Origin of the sequence: Citrobacter europaeus, from assembly GCF_037482245.1 — a bacterium.
GTDB lineage: Bacteria > Pseudomonadota > Gammaproteobacteria > Enterobacterales > Enterobacteriaceae > Citrobacter > Citrobacter europaeus.
The window spans coordinates 856,729-878,066 of sequence record NZ_CP148084.1; the positions used below are offsets into that span (position 1 = coordinate 856,729).

Sequence of the window (21,338 nt, forward strand, 5' to 3'; positions counted from 1 at the left end):
CCAGTAGACCGGATGGCGGCGTAAACGCCTTATCCGGCCTACGGTTTTGATTGTTCCGGTTTCCAGGAGTAAACAGTGCAAAGTGTTGATGTAGCAATTGTTGGTGGCGGCATGGTAGGACTGGCGGTTGCCTGCGGCTTGCAGGGCAGCGGGTTGCGCGTTGCTGTATTAGAACAACATGTTCCACAGCCGTTGACGGCGGATGCACCTCCTCAGCTTCGCGTTTCGGCCATTAATGCCGCCAGCGAAAAACTGCTTACCCGTCTTGGCGTCTGGTCCGACATTGTTGCCCGTCGCGCTTGCTGCTACCACGGCATGGAAGTCTGGGACAAAGACAGCTTTGGCCGTATTGCGTTTGATGACCAAAGCATGGGCTACAGCCATTTGGGTCACATCGTTGAAAACTCAGAGATTCATTATGCGCTGTGGCAAAAGGCGCAGCGTTCAGCGGATATTACGCTGATGGCGCCCGCCGAATTACAGCAGGTGGCCTGGGGGGAGAACGAGGCATTTCTGACTCTCAAAGATGGCGCAATGCTGACGGCGCGTCTGGTCGTCGGTGCCGATGGTGCTAACTCCTGGATGCGCAATAAAGCTGACATTCCGCTCACCTTCTGGGATTACCGCCATCATGCGCTGGTGGCGACTATCCGTACGCAGGAAGCGCACGGCGCGATTGCCCGTCAGGCGTTTCACGGCGAGGGGATCCTGGCATTCCTGCCGCTCAGCGATCCGCACCTGTGTTCTATCGTCTGGTCGCTCTCGCCGCAGGAAGCAGAACGTATGCAGCAGGCAAGCGTTGATGAGTTTAATCAGGCGCTGAATATTGCTTTTGATAATCGTCTGGGGCTGTGCAGCCTTGAAAGCGAACGTCAGGCGTTTCCGCTGACGGGACGCTATGCCCGTCAGTTCGCCGCCCATCGTCTGGCGCTGGTGGGGGATGCGGCGCATACTATCCACCCGCTGGCGGGTCAGGGGGTTAACCTTGGCTTTATGGATGCGGCGGAGCTGATCGATGAACTTAAGCGGCTACAACGTCAGGGTAAAGATATTGGTCAGTATCTCTATTTACGCCGCTACGAGCGCAGCCGTAAGCACAGCGCAGCAATGATGCTGGCCGGAATGCAGGGCTTTCGTGAGCTGTTTGCCGGCGAGAATCCGGCGAAAAAACTGCTGCGTGATATTGGGCTGAAACTGGCCGATACCCTGCCTGGTGTAAAACCACAGCTCATCCGTCAGGCGATGGGACTGAACGATCTTCCCGAGTGGCTACGCTAGCGTCCGTAAGGACAATCTTAAGAGTTTGAGACCCGTCACACTTTCCTCTCCCGGCCTGCGCGCCGGGGCACTTCTCTCATTTGAAATAATCTAATTCCACGCCTTTTTTCGCATTAGTTTTTTTAATATTACGTTTTTTTCATAACGCCATTTTTGACATTTTTTCCACATTTAATGTGGATTGGTGCGGTAAATTCGCGTTTATCTTTGATTGTTATTCTGGTTAATCGCTATATCTCTGGAATTTTATTCTGCTGGCGATCTGGCCGTTTTTGGCCATAAGCTAATGTGATGGTTAATTTTGACTTATGGTTTAGCGCCTGTTTCGGTGGTAAGTTCAGGACAAAGAGAACGTTTGCGTCGTAGCCCCTGGAGCGGCTGCGGTGCTGGGTTTCGTGGCGAAAATTTCACCGCGAAAGAGTTGGTAGCCCCGCTTATTCAACGAGGAAAAGATGGCTCAACAGACTCCTTTGTACGAACAACACACGCTATGTGGCGCGCGCATGGTAGATTTCCATGGCTGGATGATGCCACTGCATTACGGTTCTCAGCTTGATGAACACCATGCTGTTCGCACCGATGCCGGAATGTTTGATGTGTCGCATATGACCATCGTCGACCTGCGCGGTAGCCGCACCCGGGAGTTCTTGCGTTATCTGCTGGCAAACGACGTCGCGAAGCTAACGAAGACGGGTAAAGCCCTCTACTCCGGGATGCTCAACGCTTCGGGCGGCGTGATAGATGACCTGATTGTCTATTACTTCACTGAAGACTTCTTCCGCCTCGTTGTAAACTCCGCCACCCGCGAAAAAGACCTCTCCTGGATTACCCAACACGCTGAACCTTATGCTATCGACATCACCGTTCGTGACGACCTGTCGCTGATTGCGGTGCAGGGGCCTAATGCGCAGGAAAAAGCAGCTACGTTGTTTACTGACGAGCAGCGCCAGGCGGTAGAAGGCATGAAGCCGTTCTTTGGCGTTCAGGCGGGTGATTTATTTATCGCAACTACCGGTTATACCGGCGAAGCTGGCTATGAAATTGCCATGCCGAATGAAAAGGCGGCAGATTTCTGGCGTGCGCTGGTACAAGCAGGTGTCAAACCTTGCGGTCTCGGCGCGCGCGACACGCTGCGTCTGGAAGCCGGTATGAACCTGTACGGGCAGGAGATGGACGAAGGAATTTCACCGCTGGCGGCCAATATGGGGTGGACCATCGCATGGGAACCGGCTGACCGCGACTTTATCGGTCGTGAAGCGCTGGAAATGCAGCGTGAAAAAGGTCATGAACAGCTGGTCGGGCTGGTGATGACCGAGAAAGGTGTGCTACGTAATGAACTGCCGGTGCGTTTCACCGATGCTTCGGGCAACCAGCAGGAAGGCATTATCACCAGCGGGACATTCTCCCCAACCCTGGGTTACAGCATCGCGTTGGCGCGTGTACCTGCGGGTATCGGTGAGACCGCAATCGTACAGATCCGTAACCGTGAAATGCCGGTAAAAGTGACTAAACCTGTTTTTGTGCGTAACGGCAAAGCCGTCGCGTAATTCATCCTTTTTTGGAGATTGATTGATGAGCAACGTACCTGCAGAACTGAAATACAGCAAAGAACACGAATGGCTGCGCAAAGAAGCTGATGGCTCTTACACCGTGGGTATCACCGAACACGCTCAGGAGCTGTTAGGTGACATGGTTTTCGTTGATCTGCCCGAAGTTGGCGCTACCGTTAGCGCGGGCGATGACTGCGCCGTTGCGGAGTCCGTAAAAGCGGCATCCGATATCTATGCGCCAGTAGGCGGTGAGATTGTTGCGGTTAACGACGCGCTCAGCGACTCCCCGGAACTGGTCAACAGCGAGCCGTATGCGGGTGGCTGGATCTTTAAAATCAAAGCCAGTGATGAAAGCGAAATTGAATCGCTGTTGGATGCGACCGCATACGAAGCATTGTTAGAAGACGAATAAATACGCTTCATTCTTCACGTTGCAGGTGTGTTGGCTTCCTCGCCCACCCCAGTCACTTACTTATGTAAGCTCCTGGGGATGCGCTGCGTCGCCGCCGTCCTGCAACGCGAATTATTTTGCGTATTCAGGTAAGTAGAGACACCTACGATTCACTGCACGTTTCAGGAACCATCGCCCATGACACAGACGTTAAGCCAGCTTGAAAACAGCGGCGCTTTCATTGAACGCCACATCGGACCGGACGCCGCGCAGCAGCAAGAGATGCTGAATGCGGTTGGCGCCGAGTCGTTAAACGCGCTGATCGGCCAGATTGTGCCGAAAGACATTCAGCTCGCAACCCCGCCGCAGGTTGGCGAGGCGGCGACCGAATACGCTGCGCTGGCTGAATTAAAAGCCATCGCCGGGCGTAACAAGCGCTTCACGTCCTACATTGGCATGGGCTACACCGCCGTGCAGTTGCCACCGGTTATCCTGCGTAACATGCTGGAAAACCCAGGTTGGTACACCGCATACACGCCGTATCAGCCGGAAGTCTCTCAGGGACGTCTGGAAGCACTGCTGAACTTCCAGCAGGTGACGCTGGATCTGACCGGTCTGGATATGGCCTCCGCCTCTCTGCTGGATGAAGCCACTGCGGCGGCTGAAGCCATGGCGATGGCCAAACGCGTCAGTAAACTGAAAAATGCCAACCGTTTCTTTGTGGCGGCTGATGTTCATCCACAAACGCTGGACGTTGTACGCACCCGTGCAGAAACCTTTGGCTTTGACGTCATAGTTGATGACGCGGCGAAAGCGCTGGATCACCAGGATGTGTTTGGCGTGCTGCTGCAACAGGTTGGCACCACCGGTGAAGTGCACGACTACAGCGCACTGATTGCTGAGCTGAAATCCCGTAAAGTTGTGGTCAGCGTCGCTGCCGACTTTATGGCGTTGGTACTGTTGACTGCACCGGGCAAACAGGGTGCGGATATCGTTTTCGGCTCTGCACAACGCTTCGGCGTACCGATGGGCTACGGCGGCCCGCACGCGGCATTCTTTGCTGCTAAAGACGAATTCAAACGCTCCATGCCAGGCCGTATTATCGGCGTCTCCAAAGATGCGGCGGGTAATACCGCACTGCGCATGGCGATGCAGACTCGCGAGCAGCATATCCGCCGCGAGAAAGCGAACTCTAACATTTGTACCTCACAGGTCCTGCTGGCCAACATCGCCAGCCTGTATGCCGTGTATCATGGCCCGGTTGGCCTGAAACGCATTGCAAATCGCATCCATCGTCTGACCGATATTCTGGCAGCCGGTCTGCAACAGAAAGGCTTAAAGCTGCGTCATGCGCACTACTTTGACACGCTGTGTGTTGAAGTGACCGATAAAGCGGCGGTTCTGGCGCGTGCTGAAGCGGCAGAAATCAACCTGCGCAGCGACATCCATAACGCGGTAGGCATTACGCTCGACGAAACCACTACCCGTGAAAACGTGGTGCAGCTGTTCAATGTTCTGCTGGGCGACAGCCACGGCCTGAGCATCGACACGCTGGATAAAGACGTGGCGCTCGACAGCCGTTCAATTCAGGACAGTATGCTGCGTGACGATGCGATCCTCAGCCATCCGGTGTTTAATCGCTATCACAGCGAAACTGAGATGATGCGTTATATGCACTCGCTGGAGCGCAAAGATCTGGCGCTGAACCAGGCGATGATCCCGCTGGGATCTTGCACCATGAAGCTCAACGCCGCTGCCGAGATGATCCCTATTACCTGGCCTGAATTTGCTGAGCTGCATCCGTTCTGCCCGCCAGAGCAGGCGGAAGGTTATCACCAGATGATCGGCCAGCTTTCCGAGTGGCTGGTAAAACTGACCGGTTATGACGCCGTCTGCATGCAGCCGAACTCCGGCGCGCAGGGCGAGTATGCGGGCCTGCTGGCGATTCGTCATTATCACGAAAGCCGTAACGAAGGCCATCGCGATATCTGCCTGATCCCGGCCTCCGCCCACGGTACTAACCCGGCTTCCGCACAAATGGCGGGGATGCAGGTCGTGGTTGTCGCCTGTGATAAGAATGGCAATATCGACCTTGCCTGCCTGCGTGAAAAAGCAGAACAACATGCTGCGAACCTTTCTTGCATCATGGTGACCTATCCGTCCACCCACGGCGTATATGAAGAAACGATCCGCGAAGTGTGCGACGTTGTGCACCAGTTTGGCGGTCAGGTTTACCTTGATGGCGCGAACATGAATGCTCAGGTTGGGATCACTACGCCGGGCTTTATCGGCGCAGATGTATCGCACCTCAACCTGCATAAAACGTTCTGCATTCCGCACGGCGGCGGCGGTCCAGGTATGGGGCCGATCGGCGTTAAATCGCATCTGGCGCCGTTCGTACCGGGCCACAGCGTAGTTCAGATTGAAGGAATGCTAACCCGTCAGGGCGCAGTGTCTGCCGCACCGTTCGGTAGCGCATCCATTCTGCCAATTAGCTGGATGTACATCCGTATGATGGGCGCAGAAGGTCTGAAACAGGCAAGCCAGGTGGCGATCCTTAACGCTAACTACATTGCCAGCCGTCTGAAAGATGCTTATCCGGTGCTGTATACCGGTCGTGATGGTCGCGTGGCGCATGAATGTATTCTCGACATTCGCCCGCTGAAAGAAGAGACCGGTATCAGTGAACTGGATATTGCCAAGCGTCTGATCGATTACGGTTTCCATGCGCCGACCATGTCGTTCCCGGTTGCGGGTACGCTGATGGTGGAACCGACCGAATCTGAAAGCAAAGTGGAACTGGATCGCTTTATCAACGCAATGCTGGCAATCCGCGCTGAGATCGACCGCGTGAAAGCTGGTGAATGGCCGCTTACAGACAACCCGCTGGTTAACTCCCCGCACACGCAAAACGAGTTGGTCGCGGAGTGGAATCATGGTTACAGCCGCGAAATCGCCGTCTTCCCGGCAGGTGTTGCGAACAAATACTGGCCGACCGTGAAACGCCTTGATGATGTTTACGGCGACCGTAATCTGTTCTGTTCCTGCGTGCCGATGAGTGAATATCAGTAACTTTTCCGCGTAGTAAAGCAGTTTCCAGGCCGGGTAAGGCGAAGCCGCCTCCCGGCTTTTTCATATCTGGAGGTATCCATGGGAATCGCACTTGTTACGGGGGGTAGTCGCGGTATTGGTCGGGCAACCGCGCTGCAGTTAGCGCAAGAGGGTTACACGGTGGCCGTTAATTTTCACCATAATATTCGTGCTGCAACCGAGGTGGTGAATATCATTGCCGCTGCCGGGGGAAAGGCGTTTGCTCTGCGGGCTGATATCAGCGATGAAAGTCAGGTTGGGGCGATGTTTGAGTCCATTGACCGCGAAGGGGAGCCGCTGACTGCGCTGGTGAATAATGCCGGGATTTTGTTTGAACAGAGCACGGTGGAAAGCCTGACTGCCGAAAGAATCAACCGCGTACTGGCAACCAATGTTACCGGCTATTTTTTGTGTTGTCGGGAAGCGGTAAAGCGCATGTCGTTCAAACATGGAGGGCAAGGTGGGGCGATTGTGAATGTCTCTTCGGCAGCGTCAAGGCTTGGCGCCCCTTTCGAATATGTTGATTACGCGGCCTCAAAAGGCGCAGTAGACACGCTTACCACCGGCCTGGCGCTGGAGGTTGCGGCGCAAGGGATCCGCGTGAACTGTGTGCGACCGGGTCTTATCTACACTGAAATGCACGCGTCTGGCGGCGAGCCGGGAAGGGTTGATCGTGTGAAATCCTCGTTACCTATGCAGCGCGGCGGACAGCCGGAGGAGGTCGCGCAGGCGATTACCTGGCTGCTGAGCGAGAAGGCATCATATGTGACGGGGAGTTTTCTGGAACTGGCTGGCGGGAAGTAGAGATTTATTTGCCGGATAGTGCTGTGCTTATCCAGCCTACGGGCGCATAACCTGTAGGCTGGATAAGATGCTTACGTCGCCATCTGGTAAAAAATCACAGATTCTCGCCGTTGCTGGCAATGACCTCTTTGTACCAGTTAAAACTTTTCTTGCGTGAACGCGACATATCGCCGGTGCCGTCGTCGTGTTTGTTCACGTAAATAAAGCCGTAACGTTTGCTGTACTGGCCGGTGGTGAACGAGACGCAATCGATGCAACCCCACGGCGTGTAGCCCATCAGGTCTACGCCATCATAGGTCACCGCTTTCATCATCTCTTCAACGTGGGCGCGCAGGTAGTCGATGCGGTAGTCATCGTGGATGCTGCCGTCTTCTTCCACTTTGTCGTAAGCGCCAAATCCGTTTTCAACGATAAACAGCGGCTTCTGATAGCGCTCGTACAGTTCGCATAACGCGTAACGCAGGCCGACCGGATCAATCTGCCAGCCCCAGTCGGATGCTTTTACGTGTGGGTTCGGCACGCTGCCCTCAAAACCGGAAATGGCATCGCCGCTGCCGCCTTCCGCTTTTACCGCGTTGGTCATGTAGTAGCTAAATCCGAGATAGTCGCAGGTGCCTTCTCGCAGGATTTGCTCATCGCCAGCGTCCATTCGGATGTTGAATTCGCGGCGCTCCCATTCGTTCAGCACATAGGATGGATAGTAGCCGCGCAGTTGAACGTCGGTGAAAACGTAACGCTCACGCATAGACTCCTGGGCGAACATCACATCTTCAGGCTTACAGGAGTACGGGTACAGTGGCACCATCGCCAGCATGCAGCCGACTTTCATTTCCGGGTTGATGCGACGTGCGGCTTTCACCGCCAGAGCGCTGGCCACGAACTGGTGGTGCAGCACCTGGTACATAGTTTCTTCCGGGTTTTCATGCTCGGTATACACCACGCCGGAGCAGCAATAACCAAACAGTGGCGCGCGCCAGTTTCGCTGGTTGTTGATCTCGTTAAAGGTCATCCAGTACTTGACCTTGTGTTTGTAGCGCTCAAAGACCACTTCAGCAAATCGGACAAAGAAATCGACGACTTTACGATTGGTCCAGCTACCGTACTGCTGGACCAGATGCAGCGGCATTTCAAAGTGAGAAAGGGTGATGACCGGCTCGATGTTGTACTTAAGCAGTTCATCAAACATGTCGTCGTAGAACTTTAGTCCTTCTTCGTTTGGCTGGGTTTCGTCCCCTTGAGGAAAGATGCGGGTCCAGGCGATTGACGTACGGAAGCATTTGAAGCCCATCTCGGCAAACAGCTTAATGTCTTCTTTGTAATGACCGTAAAAATCAACGGCTTCGTGGTTGGGATAGTACTTACCTGGCACAACTTCCTGAGTGATTTCCCGCGGAACGCCGTGTGCGCCACCGGTCAGTACGTCGCAAATGCTGGGGCCTTTACCACCTTTGTTCCAGCCTCCTTCAACCTGGTGCGCCGCCACCGCGCCGCCCCATAAAAAATCTTTTGGTAAGGTAAGTTTTTTCATCTGCGTCAGTCTCAAATTAATACAATCTGATTTTGAGTCTAACAAAGGAAAGATAAATGTCACGCTATAACAAAATAGCGTTAATGTGATTTGTTACATCAAAAAAACAGATTGTTTTTTTACGCTATTCTTTTCGCCAGCTTGCGGCCAAGTGATTCCAGAATATAAATAACAGGGATTTGCGTGGTTATATCGTATCCCCCGGCAATGCGCGTTTGTGGAACGTGCCAGGAGAGGTTAAAGTCAGCGAGTTTCGCCAGACGCGAATGTTCATGGCTGGTGACCGACAGGACCTTACAGTTGTGCAGGCTGAACTGGCTGGCAAAACGCAGGATCTCTTCTGTTTCACCAGAAACGGAAAGCACGATCGCCAGCGCATTTCTGGCCATGTCATTCGTTACCGGGAAATAAGGGTCATCAATGTGATTACTGAATTTTCCGACATTTGAGAAAAAACGTGCGCCATATTTGGCTAAAGCTCCGGATGTTCCCGCTCCGACGAATATAATACGTTCGGAGGATAATATAATATCAACAGCCTGATCGAGCAGATTATCGAACTCGTCGTTATTGACACCTTTAAAGAAGCTGATGATTTCGCTGGCACCGAAATTAGCCTGTTGCGGTTCATTCTGCTCTAAATATAATTTGAAGCGTACGCGAAATTCTGAGTAACCTTCACACTTAAGCTTGCGGCAAAAGCGCAGCACGGTGGTTGTAGAAACGCCCACGGCATCGGCCAGTTCGCGAATGGTCATGTACATGACTTTGTCACGATTTTTGATGACATAGTTGTAGACCAGCATCTCAAGATTGTTGAGACTGGCGATGGCAGCGTGGGAGAACATACTCACAATGGCAAAACTCACTCATCAGACTTCATCTACAGGGAATAATAACATGCAGCCAAATGACATCACTTTTTTTCAGCGTTTCCAGGATGACATTCTGGCCGGACGCAAAACCATCACCATTCGTGACGAGTCCGAATCACACTTCAAAACCGGTGACATTCTACGGGTTGGACGCTTTGAGGATGAGGGATACTTCTGCACGATTGAGGTTGTTGGCACCTCAACCGTTACGCTGGATACGCTGACGGAAAAACATGCCCAGCAGGAAAATATGACGCTTGAAGAACTTAAACATGTCATTGCTGAGATTTACCCGGATCAAACGCAATTTTATGTGATTGATTTTAAATGCCTTTAATTATAAAGGTACGCCTGTTAGCTGAAATTATAAAATTAACATAATGATTTTTATGGGTTAATTTTTATCTGGGAATTATTTTAGCTAACAGGTGTTCACTGGAACCATTCTCAGTTACGCTAGAGGAGCAATCACGATAGTGCACGTTTCTCGGGAGTAAGTTATGGTTCAGAAGCCATTAATCGCGCAGGGATATTCGCTGGCAGAGGAAATAGCCAACAGCATCAGTCACGGTATCGGGCTGGTGTTTGGGATTGTCGGACTGGTGTTATTGCTGGTCCAGGCAGTGGATACCAACGCCAGCGTTATGGCGATAACCAGCTATAGCCTGTACGGCGGCAGCATGATCCTGCTGTTTCTCGCCTCAACCTTGTATCACGCGATCCCCCATCAGAGAGCGAAAGTCTGGCTGAAAAAATTCGACCATTGTGCGATTTATCTGCTGATTGCCGGGACCTACACACCATTTCTGCTGGTGGGACTGGATTCGCCACTGGCACGTGGGTTGATGATTGTTATCTGGAGCCTGGCGCTGATCGGTATTTTATTCAAACTGACCATTGCGCACCGGTTTAAGGTTCTCTCACTGGTAACCTACCTGACAATGGGCTGGCTATCACTGATTGTGGTGTATCAACTGGCGGTTAAACTGGCTGCGGGGGGCGTGACGTTGCTGGCCGTTGGTGGTGTGGTGTATTCGCTGGGCGTAATTTTCTACGTTTGTAAGCGTATTCCATACAACCATGCTATCTGGCACGGCTTTGTGCTGGGCGGCAGCGTTTGCCACTTTCTGGCGATTTATTTGTATGTTGGACAGGCGTAACCCTTGATTCCGGATGGCGGCTAACGCCTTATCCGGCCTACAAAATGTGCCTGTAGGCCGGATAAGCGTAGCGCCATCCGGCGTTAATCTTTTACTCTTCCAGTGAATACGGCAGCGGCACAATATGCAGCGTTTTCGCGTCGTCACGAACGCGGAACACGCTGTCGGCTTCCATATCGTTATTCATCACAACCTGCACCAGTATCTGACCATCAGCCAGTTGCACCGCGGCGAGTACGGTGCCGGTACGGCGCCAGTTCTCGCCCATTTTCAGCTCCAGGTCTTCACCCGCTTCTGGTACCCGACTGGCCGCACCTGCCAGAGTCCACATGGCGCGTTTGTTGGCTCCGCGGAATTTTGCGCGAGCAACCATTTCCTGACCGGTATAGCAGCCTTTTTTAAAACTGATCCCGCCCAGTGCCTGTAGATTGGTGGCTTGCGGAATAAACTGCGCGCTGTTGGCAGTATCAATAACAGGAATACCTGCTTCTATATCCAGCGCCAGCCACTGCTGGCTGTTATTTAACTCCGCTTCACCGCGCAGCTTCTCTACCAGGGTTTCCGCCGTTGCAACATTAACGATCAGCAGGAAACGCTCAGCAGGATGTTCGAACCACAACAGGGTGGAAGAAACGTCAGTAATAACCTGTTTATCGCTGTTTGGTAATTCGCTAAAGAGATTGGCCAGCGCCGCACGCGCCTGGAACCCCGCTACACCCAGCAGTACTCGCTCGTCGTCCGGGGCAATCGCCACCTTCGAGAAAACCGCATATTTTTTCAGCTCAGTGAGCTGCGCATCACGCAGGCTACGGCGCTCAAGCCATGCAAAACCGTCACCCTGGCGGAACAGACGCAGGTTGCTCCACATTTTACCTTTGGCGTCACAATGTGCAGCCAACAGGTGCTGATGCTCGGTCATCTGGCTGACATCCGCCGTGACCTGACCCTGAATATACTTCTCACTGTCGACACCGGTGATGGTGGCGAGCGCCCAGTCATCGAGCGTCATTAGCGTCAGAGGCAAACGCGTTGACGCGAAAGGCTGGCGAGGAGGAAAAGATGTAAAAGCCATAATAATGTCCTGATTTGCTTAACGCAGTGATAATGACTAATGGTAAAAGAGCTATGGCCCATTGCAAGCGGTTTAAACAGGCTATTTGTGCCATATATTAAGCTTTGCGAGGAGACATCCAAAAATGCTGAATCCTTTGACTTAATGCGGTTTTATTTAGCGAACACGCTTCCGTTTAATGATATTCCCGTAAATGTGCGGGAAAAACACGTTACAATAGCGGGATACTTCGTTTTCGCGAGACAGGGAGAAGAACATGGATATTAACAACAAAGCGCGTATTCATTGGGCATGCCGTCGCGGTATGCGCGAGTTGGACATCTCGATCATGCCGTTTTTCGAACATGAATACGACAGCTTAAGTGACGAAGAAAAACGTATCTTTATCCGTCTGCTAGAATGTGATGATCCAGACTTGTTTAACTGGTTGATGAATCATGGGAAACCAGCTGATGATCAGTTGGAGCAGATGGTGCGACTTATCCAGACACGGAATCGGGAACGTGGTCCAGTGGCAATCTGATTTACGCGTTTCATGGCGCGCGCAATGGCTTTCGCTGCTCATTCATGGGCTGGTGGCGGTATTCATTTTATTGATGCCCTGGCCATTGAGCTACACCCCATTATGGCTGGTTCTGCTCTCTCTGGTGGTGTTCGATAGCGTCCGAAGCCAGCGCCGAATTAACGCCTGTCAGGGCGAGATTCGGCTGTTGATGAACGGTCGACTGCGCTGGCAAGGGCAAGAGTGGTCTATTGTTAGCGCACCCTGGATGGTCAAAACGGGCATGATGCTGCGTTTGCGTTCTGATGTCGGAAAGCGTCAGCATTTGTGGCTGGCGGCAGACAGTATGGATGATGCTGAGTGGCGGGATTTGCGACGGTTAATACTGCAACAGGCGAAGCAGGGATAACGTCGATAAATGCCTGGTGGGGCGCAGCTTTAAGGTCTCGGTTCGGCCAATAAAGTAGGCCGGATATGGCGTATACGTCAGGATCCGGCAAAGTGGTTATCAGGACCAGTGTTCGGCCATTTCACCAAGAATTTGCTCGCACCAGACCTGAATGCGTTCATCGCTGAGATCGTACTGATTTGTTTCGTCCAGCGCCAGGCCAACAAACAGCTGTCCATCGGCAATGATGGGTTTATCGCTGGTGAATTCATAGCCTTCGGTTGGCCAGTAACCAACAAATTTTACGCCCTTGGTGACCAGCTTATCATGCAGCATACCCAGCGCATCCAGGAACCATTCGCCGTAACCCAACTGATCGCCCATACCGTAAAGCGCAACGATTTTGCCCTCCAGGTTGAGGTCGTCCAGTTGCTCCCAGACCGCTTCCCAGTCCTCCTGAATTTCACCGAAATCCCAGGTCGGGATGCCCATAATGAGCACGTCATACTGCTCCATTAAGCTCGGGGAATCATCTTTGAGGTTGTGCAGTGTCACCAGTTCGGGACCCAGGATATCGCGGATTTTTTCTGCTGCCATTTCGGTGTAGCAGGTGCTGGAACCGTAAAAAAGACCCATGTTCATGACGTAAACATCTCAATTCTGCTGTAGCGTTGCGGGTAGTGTAACAGAATCGCCGCATTCTCGGCACAATGAGGCATAATGCATCAAAAATGAGAGTGGATTAAGGGGCGCGAGTGGAACAGGATCTGGCGCGCATCGAGCAGTTTCTTGATGCCCTGTGGCTGGAACGAAATCTGGCGGAAAACACATTAAGTGCGTATCGTCGCGATCTGACCATGCTTGTCGAATGGCTACATCACCGCGGCGCTTCGCTTGCGACTGCGCAGAGTGATGACCTGCAAGCATTGCTGGCTGAACGGATGGATGGGGGATATAAAGCCACCAGCTCCGCACGCTTGCTCAGTGCAACGCGGCGTTTTTTTCAGCATCTGTACCGTGAGAAATATCGCGAAGATGACCCCAGCGCCTCGCTTGCATCACCTAAACTTCCGCAGCGTCTGCCCAAAGATCTCAGTGAGGCACAGGTAGAACGACTGCTGCAGGCACCGCTCATCGAACAACCGCTGGAGCTTCGCGACAAAGCCATGCTGGAAGTGTTGTATGCCACGGGCCTGCGCGTGTCTGAACTGGTGGGGCTGACGATGAGTGACGTCAGCCTGCGTCAGGGCGTGGTCCGGGTGATCGGTAAAGGTAATAAAGAGCGCCTTGTCCCGTTAGGTGAGGAGGCGGTGTACTGGCTGGAAACGTACCTGGAACATGGTCGTCCATGGTTGCTCAACGGTGTATCGATTGATGTGCTGTTTCCCAGCCAGCGGGCGCAACAGATGACCCGTCAAACGTTCTGGCATCGTATTAAACATTATGCTGTGTTGGCTGGAATCGACAGCGAAAAGCTGTCTCCGCACGTCCTGCGGCACGCGTTTGCCACCCATCTGCTCAACCATGGCGCTGACCTGCGCGTGGTGCAGATGCTACTGGGGCATAGCGATCTCTCGACAACGCAGATTTATACTCATGTCGCAACGGAGCGCTTGCGGCAACTACATCAACAGCATCACCCGCGAGCGTGAGTGCTGACAGGAAAGGATAGGTTATGAAAAAACGTTTTATGATGTTCACTCTGCTGGCGACGGCGTTTTCCGGCATGGTACATGCAGACGATGCGGCGATTCGCCAGTCATTAGCGAAGCTGGGCGTTCAGAGTACCGAGATTCAGTCAGCTCCGGTTGCGGGTATGAAAACGGTACTGACCAATAGCGGCGTGCTGTACGTTACTGAAGACGGTAAACATATTATTCAGGGACCGATGTATGACGTGAGTGGCGCAAGCCCGGTAAATGTCACCAATCAGCTGCTAATGAAACATTTGAACGCGCTGGAGAACGAGATGATCGTCTACAAAGCGCCGCAGGAAAAACACGTCATTACCGTTTTCACCGACATCACCTGTGGCTACTGCCACAAGCTGCATGAAGAGATGAAAGATTACAATGCGTTAGGGATCACCGTACGCTATCTGGCCTTCCCTCGTCAGGGACTGGAAAGCCAGGCCGAGCAGGACATGAAGTCTATCTGGTGCGCAAAGGACAAAAACAAAGCCTTTGACGACGCCATGGCTGGCAAAGATGTGAAAGCGGCGACCTGTGATGTGGATATCGCTAACCACTATGCGCTGGGCGTCCAGTTCGGCGTCAGCGGTACGCCAGCGATTGTGCTGAGCAATGGCTACGTAGTGCCAGGCTATCAGGGCCCGAAAGAGATGAAAGAATTCCTCGATGCGCATGCAAAACAAACCAGCGGTAAATAATTCGCGTGAAACAACAGATACAACTTCGTCGGCGTGAGGCCGACGAGACCGCCGAGCTACCTGCTGACTTGCCGCCATTGCTGCGCCGTTTATACGCCAGTCGCGGCGTGCGCAGCGCGCAGGAGCTTGAGCGTAGCGTGAAAGGCATGCTGCCGTGGCAGCATTTGAACGGCGTCGAAAAAGCGGTAGAGATCCTCTATAACGCCTTTCGTGCGGGAACCCGCATCATCGTGGTCGGTGATTTTGATGCCGATGGCGCCACCAGTACAGCGCTCAGCATCCTGGCAATGCGCGCGTTGGGCTGCAGCAACGTTGACTACCTGGTGCCTAATCGTTTTGAAGACGGCTATGGCTTAAGCCCGGAAGTGGTGGATCAGGCTCATGCTCGTGGCGCTCAACTGATTGTCACCGTAGATAATGGCATCTCGTCCCATGCGGGGGTTGAACATGCCAGAACGTTGGGGATCCCGGTCGTTGTGACCGATCACCACCTGCCAGGGGACACGCTGCCGGGCGCTGAAGCGATTATCAATCCTAACCTGCACGATTGTGAATTCCCGTCTAAATCGCTGGCAGGCGTTGGCGTGGCCTTCTATCTGATGCTGGCGCTACGCACCTTCCTGCGTGACAAAGGCTGGTTTGATGAACGAGGCATTACGCCGCCGAACCTGGCGGATCTGCTCGATCTGGTCGCGCTTGGCACGGTGGCCGATGTGGTCCCGTTGGATGCCAATAACCGCATTTTGACGTGGCAAGGCTTAAGCCGTATTCGTGCCGGAAAGTGTCGCCCGGGTATTAAAGCGCTGCTGGAGATTTCCAATCGCGATCCACTCAAATTGGCTGCCAGTGATTTAGGTTTTGCCCTCGGGCCCAGACTGAACGCGGCGGGGCGCCTGGACGATATGTCCGTTGGCGTGGCGCTGTTGCTGTGCGACAACATTGGCGAAGCGCGCGTGTTGGCTAATGAGCTGGACGCACTCAACCAGACGCGCAAAGAGATAGAGCAGGGTATGCAGGCCGAAGCGCTGACCCTGTGTGAAAAGCTGGAACGCAGTAGTGATATGCTACCGGGCGGTCTGGCGATGTATCATTCCGAGTGGCATCAGGGGGTGGTGGGGATTCTGGCATCGCGTATTAAAGAGCGCTTCCACCGCCCGGTGATTGCGTTTGCTCCTGCCGGTGACGGTACGCTGAAAGGCTCCGGGCGTTCGATTCAGGGGCTGCACATGCGCGATGCGCTGGAGCGCCTGGACACCCTTTATCCGGGCATGATCCTCAAGTTTGGCGGTCACGCCATGGCGGCGGGATTGTCGCTGGAGGAGGCGCAGTTTGAACGTTTTCAGCAGCGTTTCGGCGAACTGGTAACCGAGTGGCTGGATCCCGCTTTACTGCAGGGAGAAGTGGTGTCAGACGGACCTTTGAGCGCGGCGGAGATGACCATGGACGTCGCGCAAATGCTGCGTGATGCCGGGCCGTGGGGGCAAATGTTCCCTGAACCGCTGTTTGACGGGCATTTCCGTTTGCTCCAGCAGCGTTTGGTGGGTGAGCGTCATCTGAAGGTGATGGTGGAGCCTGTTGGCGGCGGTCCACTGCTGGACGGAATTGCGTTCAACGTTGATACCAGTTGCTGGCCGGACAACGGCGTGCGCGATGTTCAGTTGGCCTATAAACTGGATATTAATGAGTTTCGCGGCAACCGCAGTTTGCAGCTAATAATCGATAATATCTGGCCACTTTAGCGTCACTAATCGCTATAAAAAAGGGCGTGGATTAGTTACAATCCCGCTCTTATAACCGCATTTTGACTAGTCCAATAAAAGAAATCAGACAATGTTTGAAATTAATCCGGTAAATAACCGCATTCAGGACCTCACGGAACGCTCTGACGTTCTTAGGGGGTATCTTTGACTATGATGCCAAGAAAGAGCGTCTGGAAGAAGTAAACGCCGAGCTGGAGCAGCCGGACGTGTGGAACGAACCCGAACGCGCGCAGGCGCTGGGTAAAGAGCGTTCCTCCCTCGAGGCCATCGTTGATACGCTCGATCAGATGAGCCAGGGCCTGGAAGATGTCTCCGGCCTGCTGGAACTGGCTGTAGAAGCCGACGACGAAGAAACCTTTAACGAAGCCGTAGCAGAACTCGATACGCTGGAAGATAAGCTGGCCCAGCTGGAATTCCGTCGTATGTTCTCCGGCGAATATGACAGCGCAGATTGCTATCTCGATATTCAGGCTGGCTCCGGTGGTACGGAAGCGCAAGACTGGGCAAGCATGCTGATGCGTATGTATCTGCGTTGGGCTGAAGCACGCGGCTTTAAGACTGAAATTATTGAAGAATCTGAAGGTGAAGTGGCGGGTATTAAATCCGTGACCATCAGAATTGCTGGCGAATATGCTTACGGTTGGCTGCGCACTGAAACCGGCGTACACCGTCTGGTACGTAAGAGCCCGTTCGACTCCGGCGGTCGCCGCCATACGTCGTTCAGCTCGGCGTTTGTCTATCCGGAAGTTGACGATGATATCGATATCGACATCAACCCGGCGGATCTGCGCATTGACGTTTATCGCGCCTCTGGTGCGGGCGGTCAGCACGTTAACCGTACAGAATCGGCGGTACGTATCACCCACATCCCGACCGGGATTGTGACGCAGTGTCAGAACGACCGTTCCCAGCACAAGAACAAAGACCAGGCCATGAAGCAGATGAAAGCGAAGCTTTATGAACTGGAAATGCAGAAGAAGAATGCCGAGAAACAGGCGATGGAAGACAATAAGTCAGATATCGGCTGGGGTAGCCAGATTCGTTCTTATGTCCTTGATGACTCCCGCATTAAAGATCTGCGTACCGGGGTTGAAACCCGTAACACGCAGGCGGTGCTGGATGGCAGCCTGGATCAATTTATCGAAGCAAGTTTGAAAGCAGGGTTATGAGGAACCAACATGTCTGAACAACACGTACAGGGCGCTGACGCGGTAGCCGATCTTAACAATGAACTGAAAACGCGCCGTGAGAAGCTGGCGAGCCTGCGTGAGCAGGGGATCCCGTTCCCGAACGATTTCCGTCGCGATCATACCTCAGACCAACTGCATGCTGACTTCGACGCGAAAGAAAACGAAGAGCTGGAAGCGCTGAACATCGAGGTATCCGTTGCTGGCCGTATGATGACCCGCCGTATTATGGGTAAAGCCTCATTCGTTACGCTGCAGGATGTTGGCGGCCGTATTCAGCTGTACGTTGCTCGCGACGATCTGCCGGAAGGCGTCTACAACGAGCAGTTCAAAAAATGGGATCTGGGCGATATCCTCGGCGCGAAAGGTAAGTTGTTCAAGACCAAGACTGGTGAGCTGTCTATTCATTGCACCGAGCTGCGTCTGCTAACCAAAGCGCTGCGCCCGCTGCCGGATAAATTCCACGGTCTGCAGGATCAGGAAGCGCGCTATCGTCAACGCTACCTGGATCTCATCTCTAACGATGAATCCCGCAACACCTTTAAAGTGCGTTCACAGATTATGGCGGGTATCCGTCAGTTCATGGTGGGTCGCGGCTTTATGGAAGTAGAAACCCCGATGATGCAGGTGATCCCTGGCGGTGCCGCAGCGCGTCCGTTCATCACCCATCATAACGCGCTGGATCTGGATATGTACCTGCGTATCGCGCCGGAACTGTACCTCAAGCGTCTGGTGGTTGGCGGCTTCGAACGCGTGTTCGAAATTAACCGTAACTTCCGTAACGAAGGCATCTCAGTTCGTCATAACCCAGAGTTCACCATGATGGAACTCTACATGGCTTATGCGGACTACAAAGATCTGATCGAGTTGACCGAATCACTGTTCCGTACGCTGGCGCAGAACGTTCTGGGCACCACCGAAGTGCCTTACGGCGAAGAAGTCTTCGACTTCGGTAAGCCGTTCGAAAAACTGACCATGCGCGAAGCGATTCAGAAATACCGTCCGGAAACCAATATGGCCGATCTGGATAACTTCGACTCTGCAAAAGCGATTGCTGAATCTATCGGCATCAAGGTTGAGAAGAGCTGGGGTCTGGGCCGTATCGTGACCGAGATCTTTGAAGAAGTTGCGGAAGCGCACCTGATTCAACCAACCTTCATTACCGAATACCCGGCAGAAGTTTCTCCGCTGGCGCGTCGTAATGATGAAAACCCGGAAATCACCGATCGCTTCGAATTCTTCATCGGTGGACGTGAAATCGGTAACGGTTTCAGCGAGCTGAACGATGCGGAAGATCAGGCGCAGCGTTTCCAGGATCAGGTTAACGCCAAAGATGCGGGTGATGACGAAGCGATGTTCTACGACGAAGACTACGTTACCGCTCTGGAACACGGCTTGCCGCCGACTGCGGGTCTGGGTATTGGTATCGACCGTATGGTTATGCTGTTCACCAACAGCCATACCATCCGCGATGTGATCCTGTTCCCGGCGATGCGACCGGTTAAGTAAGATGTGAAATGCCGGATGGTGGCTGATGCCTTATCCGGCCTACTATTTATTATGTAGGCCAGGTAAGCGTCGCCCCATCAGGCAGTCAATTCCTGTTGGCAAACTTGCGCAGTAATTCTCGCGCCTTATCGTTTGCAACCTGTAATACCATCCATGGGCTAAAAGCCCACGGCGTCGCATCAATTCCGCTTAAGACATCCTCAAGATTGCCCCACTGGCAATCCATCACTTCATCTGGGTTTAGCTGTAGCTCACTGACGATCTGTGCGGCATAAACCGGGCATACTTCGTTTTCCACTATTCCACTCGGGTCCGCAGCGCAATAACGAAAATCAGCATACACGGGGCTGAGCGCGTCAATGTCTACACCCAGTTCGAAGCGAGCCCGGCGGACAATAGCGGCTTCGGTACTTTCACCCAACTGCGGGTGACCGCAGACAGAGTTGGTCCAGACGCCTGGCCAGGCTTTTTTATGCAGTGAGCGGCGGGTCACCAGCAGTTGTCCCTGGTCGTTAAATATCCAGCAGGAAAACGCAGCGTGCAGAGGCGTTGTGGCGGTATGCGCCGCATACTTTTCCAGTGTTCCACAAGGCTGGCCCTGCTCATTCAATAATATGACATGTTCCTGTCGCATAGCATCCACCATCAATCTTAAGCACCCATATTATATGCTTAATTAAGTCAGAATGATTAACAGAGGGTGTGAAATGCCAGCGTCGACGCCTCGTTGCGCGATATGATTTGGCTTCCGGTTTCTGGCTGCTATGATAAAGCGTCTGAAAATGTTGCGAGGTATTGTTTTGAGTGCAGGACGCCTGAAGAAAAATGGCCTGAGTATCGCGATGCTGCTGTGTGTCGGTCTGCTGTTAGCAGGGTGTTCCGGGAGCAAGTCGTCTGATACAGGAAGTTATTCCGGCTCCGTGTATACCGTGAAGCGAGGAGATACGCTATACCGTATTTCGCGCGCCACCGGGACCAGCGTGAAAGAGATCGCTCGCCTGAATAATATTTCACCGCCCTATACCATCGAAGTAGGGCAAAAGCTGAAAGTTAGCAGCGGCGCGAAATCCAGTTCTGGCTCTGGCAAAGCAACCAGGAAATCCGCAACCAAAACGGCGGCGGTCAGACCATCTTCTTCTGTGCCGCAGTCGTCGTGGCCGCCAGTGGGGCAACGCTGTTGGCTGTGGCCCGCCAGCGGTAAAGTGATCCTGCCTTATTCAACCGCGGACGGCGGCAATAAGGGCATTGATATCTCAGCTGCGCGCGGTACGCCGATTTATGCGGCCGGAGCGGGGAAGGTGGTTTATGTCGGCAATCAGCTGCGGGGTTACGGTAATCTCATTATGATTAAGCACAGTGAGGATTACATCACTGCGTATGCGCATAATGACACCATGTTGGTGAACAACGGTCAAAACGTGAAAGCCGGGCAGAAGATCGCGACGATGGGCAGCTCGGATGCGACTACGGTGCGGCTGCATTTCCAGATCCGCTACCGGGCGACAGCTATCGATCCGCTGCGTTATTTGCCGCCGCAGGGCAGTAAACCAAAATGTTGACGGTGAATTAATCGCCAGTCAGTCGGTTAGTCCCTTGCCAAGAAGAGCGTAAGGTTTATAATCCCTTACGCACTTCAATGCGGGCGTAGTTCAATGGTAGAACGAGAGCTTCCCAAGCTCTATACGAGGGTTCGATTCCCTTCGCCCGCTCCAGTTCTTCTACTCACTGACTCTCCTGATTCAATTATCCTTCTAAATTTCAATGTGTTACTTCGTTTATCGTTAATCGGACTCATGTAACAACTATGTAGGCCAAACCGACTGTGGTAGAAAGCTGGTGGGATTTGATACTCCTT

The 21,338-nt window shown here is 53.1% G+C and carries 20 protein-coding genes and 1 tRNA gene; 16 read left to right on the forward strand and 5 right to left on the reverse strand.

Annotated features, from left to right (window positions below; all coding sequences use genetic code 11):
• The first annotated feature begins 75 nt into the window (after window positions 1–75).
• From ubiI to WHR59_RS04115, 5 genes are all read left to right on the forward strand, one after another.
• Window positions 76–1,278 (forward strand): FAD-dependent 2-octaprenylphenol hydroxylase, encoded by a 1,203-nt coding sequence (gene ubiI / locus WHR59_RS04095; RefSeq protein ID WP_338843618.1) that lies wholly within the window; start codon window positions 76–78, stop codon window positions 1,276–1,278.
• Between the two features lie 452 nt (window positions 1,279–1,730).
• On the forward strand, window positions 1,731–2,825 hold the full coding sequence (gene gcvT, locus WHR59_RS04100; protein ID WP_047408905.1) for a glycine cleavage system aminomethyltransferase GcvT: 1,095 nt from the start codon (window positions 1,731–1,733) through the stop codon (window positions 2,823–2,825).
• Between the two features lie 25 nt (window positions 2,826–2,850).
• Window positions 2,851–3,240 (forward strand): glycine cleavage system protein GcvH, encoded by a 390-nt coding sequence (gene gcvH, locus WHR59_RS04105; RefSeq protein ID WP_003026965.1) that lies wholly within the window; start codon window positions 2,851–2,853, stop codon window positions 3,238–3,240.
• A 177-nt stretch (window positions 3,241–3,417) separates the two neighbouring features.
• Entirely contained in the window at window positions 3,418–6,291 is a 2,874-nt protein-coding gene (gcvP, locus tag WHR59_RS04110) for an aminomethyl-transferring glycine dehydrogenase (protein ID WP_043017512.1), read from the forward strand.
• Window positions 6,292–6,369: 78 nt separating this feature from the next.
• Complete coding sequence (locus WHR59_RS04115; protein WP_043017511.1) at window positions 6,370–7,113, forward strand: SDR family oxidoreductase; 744 nt, start codon at window positions 6,370–6,372, stop codon at window positions 7,111–7,113.
• 94 nt (window positions 7,114–7,207) lie between these two features.
• Here the strand turns inward: WHR59_RS04115 and bglA are convergent, their stop codons facing one another.
• Window positions 7,208–8,641 carry a 6-phospho-beta-glucosidase BglA gene (bglA, locus tag WHR59_RS04120; RefSeq protein ID WP_338843620.1) on the reverse strand — a complete coding sequence of 478 codons (1,434 nt, stop codon included), beginning with the start codon at window positions 8,639–8,641 and terminating at the stop codon, window positions 7,208–7,210.
• Between the two features lie 119 nt (window positions 8,642–8,760).
• Complete coding sequence (locus WHR59_RS04125; RefSeq protein WP_338844056.1) at window positions 8,761–9,489, reverse strand: MurR/RpiR family transcriptional regulator; 729 nt, start codon at window positions 9,487–9,489, stop codon at window positions 8,761–8,763.
• A 52-nt stretch (window positions 9,490–9,541) separates the two neighbouring features.
• Between WHR59_RS04125 and yqfB the strand changes: the two genes are divergently transcribed.
• Window positions 9,542–9,853: a N(4)-acetylcytidine aminohydrolase gene (yqfB, locus tag WHR59_RS04130; protein WP_043017509.1), complete on the forward strand. Its 312-nt coding sequence runs from the start codon at window positions 9,542–9,544 to the stop codon at window positions 9,851–9,853.
• 163 nt (window positions 9,854–10,016) lie between these two features.
• A complete protein-coding gene (trhA, locus tag WHR59_RS04135; RefSeq protein ID WP_043017508.1) occupies window positions 10,017–10,676 on the forward strand; it encodes a PAQR family membrane homeostasis protein TrhA in 660 nt (219 codons plus the stop codon).
• Window positions 10,677–10,767: 91 nt separating this feature from the next.
• Here the strand turns inward: trhA and ygfZ are convergent, their stop codons facing one another.
• On the reverse strand, window positions 10,768–11,748 hold the full coding sequence (gene ygfZ, locus WHR59_RS04140; RefSeq protein ID WP_338843621.1) for a tRNA-modifying protein YgfZ: 981 nt from the start codon (window positions 11,746–11,748) through the stop codon (window positions 10,768–10,770).
• A 256-nt stretch (window positions 11,749–12,004) separates the two neighbouring features.
• On the opposite strand from ygfZ, the gene sdhE reads away from it, so the two are divergent.
• Together sdhE and WHR59_RS04150 are read left to right on the forward strand one after the other, a co-directional pair.
• A complete protein-coding gene (sdhE, locus tag WHR59_RS04145; protein ID WP_080626132.1) occupies window positions 12,005–12,271 on the forward strand; it encodes an FAD assembly factor SdhE in 267 nt (88 codons plus the stop codon).
• Window positions 12,252–12,659, forward strand: coding sequence for a protein YgfX (locus WHR59_RS04150; protein WP_043017506.1), 408 nt, complete (start codon window positions 12,252–12,254; stop codon window positions 12,657–12,659). Before sdhE ends, WHR59_RS04150 begins: the two co-directional genes overlap by 20 nt.
• A 99-nt stretch (window positions 12,660–12,758) precedes the next feature.
• Here WHR59_RS04150 and fldB read toward each other — a convergent pair whose 3' ends face one another.
• Entirely contained in the window at window positions 12,759–13,280 is a 522-nt protein-coding gene (gene fldB / locus WHR59_RS04155; protein WP_220771436.1) for a flavodoxin FldB, read from the reverse strand.
• Window positions 13,281–13,393: 113 nt separating this feature from the next.
• Between fldB and xerD the strand changes: the two genes are divergently transcribed.
• The 5 genes from xerD to lysS all read left to right on the forward strand — a co-directional run bounded on the left by xerD (window position 13,394) and on the right by lysS (window position 19,483).
• Window positions 13,394–14,290: a site-specific tyrosine recombinase XerD gene (gene xerD / locus WHR59_RS04160; RefSeq protein WP_003825519.1), complete on the forward strand. Its 897-nt coding sequence runs from the start codon at window positions 13,394–13,396 to the stop codon at window positions 14,288–14,290.
• A 23-nt stretch (window positions 14,291–14,313) separates the two neighbouring features.
• Window positions 14,314–15,027, forward strand: coding sequence for a bifunctional protein-disulfide isomerase/oxidoreductase DsbC (gene dsbC, locus WHR59_RS04165; RefSeq protein ID WP_075145662.1), 714 nt, complete (start codon window positions 14,314–14,316; stop codon window positions 15,025–15,027).
• A 5-nt stretch (window positions 15,028–15,032) separates the two neighbouring features.
• Window positions 15,033–16,766: a single-stranded-DNA-specific exonuclease RecJ gene (gene recJ / locus WHR59_RS04170; protein WP_043017503.1), complete on the forward strand. Its 1,734-nt coding sequence runs from the start codon at window positions 15,033–15,035 to the stop codon at window positions 16,764–16,766.
• A 91-nt stretch (window positions 16,767–16,857) separates the two neighbouring features.
• A protein-coding gene (gene prfB / locus WHR59_RS04175) for a peptide chain release factor 2 (protein WP_100194817.1) occupies window positions 16,858–17,956 on the forward strand; the annotation gives its coding sequence in 2 pieces (ribosomal slippage) (window positions 16,858–16,932 and window positions 16,934–17,956; 1,098 coding nt in all).
• Window positions 17,957–17,965: 9 nt separating this feature from the next.
• Entirely contained in the window at window positions 17,966–19,483 is a 1,518-nt protein-coding gene (lysS, locus tag WHR59_RS04180; protein ID WP_005123357.1) for a lysine--tRNA ligase, read from the forward strand.
• Between the two features lie 85 nt (window positions 19,484–19,568).
• Here lysS and idi read toward each other — a convergent pair whose 3' ends face one another.
• A complete protein-coding gene (gene idi / locus WHR59_RS04185; RefSeq protein ID WP_338843622.1) occupies window positions 19,569–20,117 on the reverse strand; it encodes an isopentenyl-diphosphate Delta-isomerase in 549 nt (182 codons plus the stop codon).
• A gap of 166 nt (window positions 20,118–20,283) precedes the next feature.
• Between idi and actS the strand changes: the two genes are divergently transcribed.
• Both actS and WHR59_RS04195 read left to right on the forward strand, forming a co-directional pair.
• Window positions 20,284–21,042 carry an amidase activator ActS gene (actS, locus tag WHR59_RS04190; RefSeq protein ID WP_100194961.1) on the forward strand — a complete coding sequence of 253 codons (759 nt, stop codon included), beginning with the start codon at window positions 20,284–20,286 and terminating at the stop codon, window positions 21,040–21,042.
• A gap of 79 nt (window positions 21,043–21,121) precedes the next feature.
• Window positions 21,122–21,195 (forward strand) — tRNA-Gly (locus tag WHR59_RS04195).
• Window positions 21,196–21,338: the final 143 nt, after the last annotated feature.